This window comes from Streptomyces europaeiscabiei (genome assembly GCF_001550375.1).
Classification (GTDB): domain Bacteria; phylum Actinomycetota; class Actinomycetes; order Streptomycetales; family Streptomycetaceae; genus Streptomyces; species Streptomyces europaeiscabiei.
This window is the reverse complement of sequence record NZ_LRTR01000316.1, coordinates 1-2,748: the sequence shown is the minus strand read 5'-3', so window position 1 is coordinate 2,748 and position 2,748 is coordinate 1. Positions and strand designations below refer to the sequence as shown.

Sequence of the window (2,748 nt, the reverse complement as noted above, 5' to 3'; positions counted from 1 at the left end):
GAGGGCCTTCGGGCCGGCTGCGGCCAGAGCGTCGACGAGACGGGAGACCGTCGGATCGGAGGCCACGGGGCCGAACACGTCAGGCTCGGCCCGCAGTATGCCGATGTCGGCCAGGCAGTCTCCGCCGAGTGCGACGGCCAGGGCCACATCCAGCAGGATCTTGCCCGGATCGTGCACCGTTCGCGGCTTGCGCCACGGCGCCATTGCCGCCGATACCGCGGTGTCCAGGCCGGACGTGCGGACCGTCTCGACCAGCAGCACCGCCCCGGCCTGAGAGACCGTCCCGCGGCCACCGCCCTCGACGCGGACACGCGGGTACAACCCGATACGCTTACTCACCTGGAAAGTGCCTCCGACGGGCGCGGGAACGAGGGCCTAGACAATCCTCATTCTGGCTGGTCAGGGGCATTTTCCGCTCTTCTGACCAGCCGTCGGACAACGTGCTCAGGAGACTCCGCGAAGTTGGCTACGCGGATTCCATCACGCGATGGTGATGAGGCAAACGACCCTGACCGCACCCCGGGTCCCGTTCTTTACCGTGCGGGCGACCTCATCACTGCGAGCATAGACGGACACGCGACGGCGATCGGGGAGTGCTCGGGGCAAGATCGTACGCCCGCTTCACCTGAGGGGTGCTTCTCTCCTCGCACCCAACCGGACCCTCGACAAGTTCCGATGCCGCTGGTCAGGAGTACTTCTCCCAGCTGTGATCAAGTCGCGGACCGCCCAGTTCGTGAAAGCCCGAGGCTAGTAGTCCAGCGGATTCGGCTCGATGTCCACCCGATCCGTGTCGAACCCCCTGCCCTTCCGCGTCGGCGGACGGACGATCACCGCAGCGAACAGGAACCGGTAGATCGCGTTCATGCGCGCGTGGTCCTCCGCCTCCTCCAGCCTCTTCCAGTTGGTTTCGGCGTCCGGTCCGGCGATCCCCTCCAGGACGGCGATCGGCCGCTTGACGGTCTTCCGCTGACGCTCCTTCATCCGCTTGAGGATGGGCGCGCGCATGGACTGAAAGTCGGCGGTCGTGAAGTCGTCATCGTTGAGCCAGAGTTCTTTCAGCTCCCCCAGCTTCGCGCGGTCCTTCTCGTCCGCGAGCACGTCAGCCTCTGGGCGCGTGGTCGCGGCCGGCTCGTAGCCAGCGGTGTCGAGCTTGGTCAACACCTTGATCGTCACGTCCCGCACGAACGCCTCCAGCGGCACGGCCGAGACGGAGCGGTTGCACTTGTCCTGGTCGGTGTTGTCGGCGCGGGTGCACCGGTAGTAGGGATACCGGACGCTGTTCGAGCCGCTCATGCGTGCTCCGCACGCGCACGTGACGACACCGCGCAGGATGTAGTTACGGAGCGGCCGTTTCTTCGTGTCCCGGTGTTGCTGAGCGCGGTACTCCTTGAGCCGTTGCACCTCGTCCCACTGCCCCCGGTCGATGATGGCGGGCCACGTCCCTATGGCCACTTCCTCCCCCAGGTGGAACCGGAGTCCGGCCACGAAATGGGACGCCAGCAGATGACGAACGTTCTCGGGGTTCCACGTCTTGCCCTTCGACGTGGGGATGTCGCGTGCTGCAAGGTCCTGGGCTATGCGGTTCGGTGACTCACCGTCCAAGAAGCGGCGGTAGACCTCGCGAACGATCTCCGCTTCCTTCTCGACAATCGCGCGGCCGTCGCGGGTGTAGCCGTACGGTCGGTTGCCCACATGCGGCCGGCCTTCTCGGGCGTGCTCCTTCAAGGCATCCTTGAGACGGCGCGACGTGTCATCGGAGGAGCGGCACGCGTGCGCCACCTCGATGCGGAGGATGAACCGGTCGTCTGGGTCCGACAGATCGCGCCGGTTCGCCTCGCCATGCAGAAGGACGCGCTTGTCGTCGGCTATGGAGAGCAGTTCCTCAAGATCCTTCGGCTGCCTCATCAGGCGGTCGGGGTGGTAGACGATGACGTGCCTGATCTCCCCCTCCCCCATCGCCCTCAGCATCTCCTCCCACCCCGGTCGCTTCCGGTTGCGCTGCCACGCCGACCGGTTGTTGTCCACGTAGATGTGCGACGACTCGACACGGAGCTGTAGGCGCTCGGCGATCTCCCGGCAGATGCGTTCCTGGCGGTCGACGCCGGTCTGATCCTCGTCCCTGGTGTGGGAGATGCGGCAGTAGATCGCTGCGGGCTCGCCCGGCGTGATGGCGGCCTTGGGTAACTTGGATCGGCTCATGACAAACACTGTATGAGCCGGATATGACATCGATCATCGTGGGGGCGGCGATCGGGGCGGTGTTCTTCAAAGAGCGGTTCGGGGCGCCGCGGATCGTGGCCGCGGGGCTGCTGGTCGTGGGGATCGGGCTGATGCTGCGGGCCGGATAGGCGGGACGGGGGCCGGGCAGGCCGTGCGTCCACGGGAGAGGAGGAGCACTCTGGAAAGAGCGATTCCGGAGGTGATCGTCATGATGAAAACCGCTGTCGGATGGCACATCGAGCTGGAGTTCCAGGAGGACGATCAGCGCACACGGGCGGCGGCCCTCGTACGGCTCCCCGACGGGAAGGAGGTACGCGCGAACGGTTACGCCAGCCGCCACCGGACCGACTCCCATCAGCCCCGGGTCGGCGAGGAGATAGCCGGGGCCAGGGCCCTGAACGAGCTCGCCATGAAGCTCCTCACCAAGGCCCACGACGAGATAGACGAGGCATCGGGCCGCACGTCGCACCCGATAGCGCTCTGACCCAGGACGCCGGCAACCGCCGCGCCCACCCCACCCGCCTCGGC

Annotated in this window: 3 protein-coding genes and 1 pseudogene; 2 read left to right on the top strand and 2 right to left on the bottom strand. The window is 66.5% G+C overall.

Annotated elements, in window-relative coordinates:
• A partial coding sequence (locus AWZ10_RS15470) for a transposase (RefSeq protein ID WP_208618502.1) occupies positions 1-339 on the bottom strand: 339 nt, incomplete at its 3' end.
• A 408-nt stretch (positions 340-747) separates the two neighbouring features.
• The gene (locus tag AWZ10_RS15465; RefSeq protein ID WP_060891236.1) at positions 748-2,199 is read right to left on the bottom strand and encodes a recombinase family protein; all 1,452 of its coding nucleotides are present in this window, start codon (positions 2,197-2,199) and stop codon (positions 748-750) included.
• A 26-nt stretch (positions 2,200-2,225) separates the two neighbouring features.
• Here AWZ10_RS15465 and AWZ10_RS50190 point away from each other — a divergent pair.
• Positions 2,226-2,348 (top strand): annotated as a pseudogene (locus AWZ10_RS50190) (EamA family transporter); the annotation flags it as partial.
• An 80-nt stretch (positions 2,349-2,428) separates the two neighbouring features.
• The gene (locus tag AWZ10_RS15460) at positions 2,429-2,704 is read left to right on the top strand and encodes a DUF1876 domain-containing protein (RefSeq protein ID WP_086751577.1); all 276 of its coding nucleotides are present in this window, start codon (positions 2,429-2,431) and stop codon (positions 2,702-2,704) included.
• The last annotated feature ends 44 nt before the right edge of the window (positions 2,705-2,748 follow it).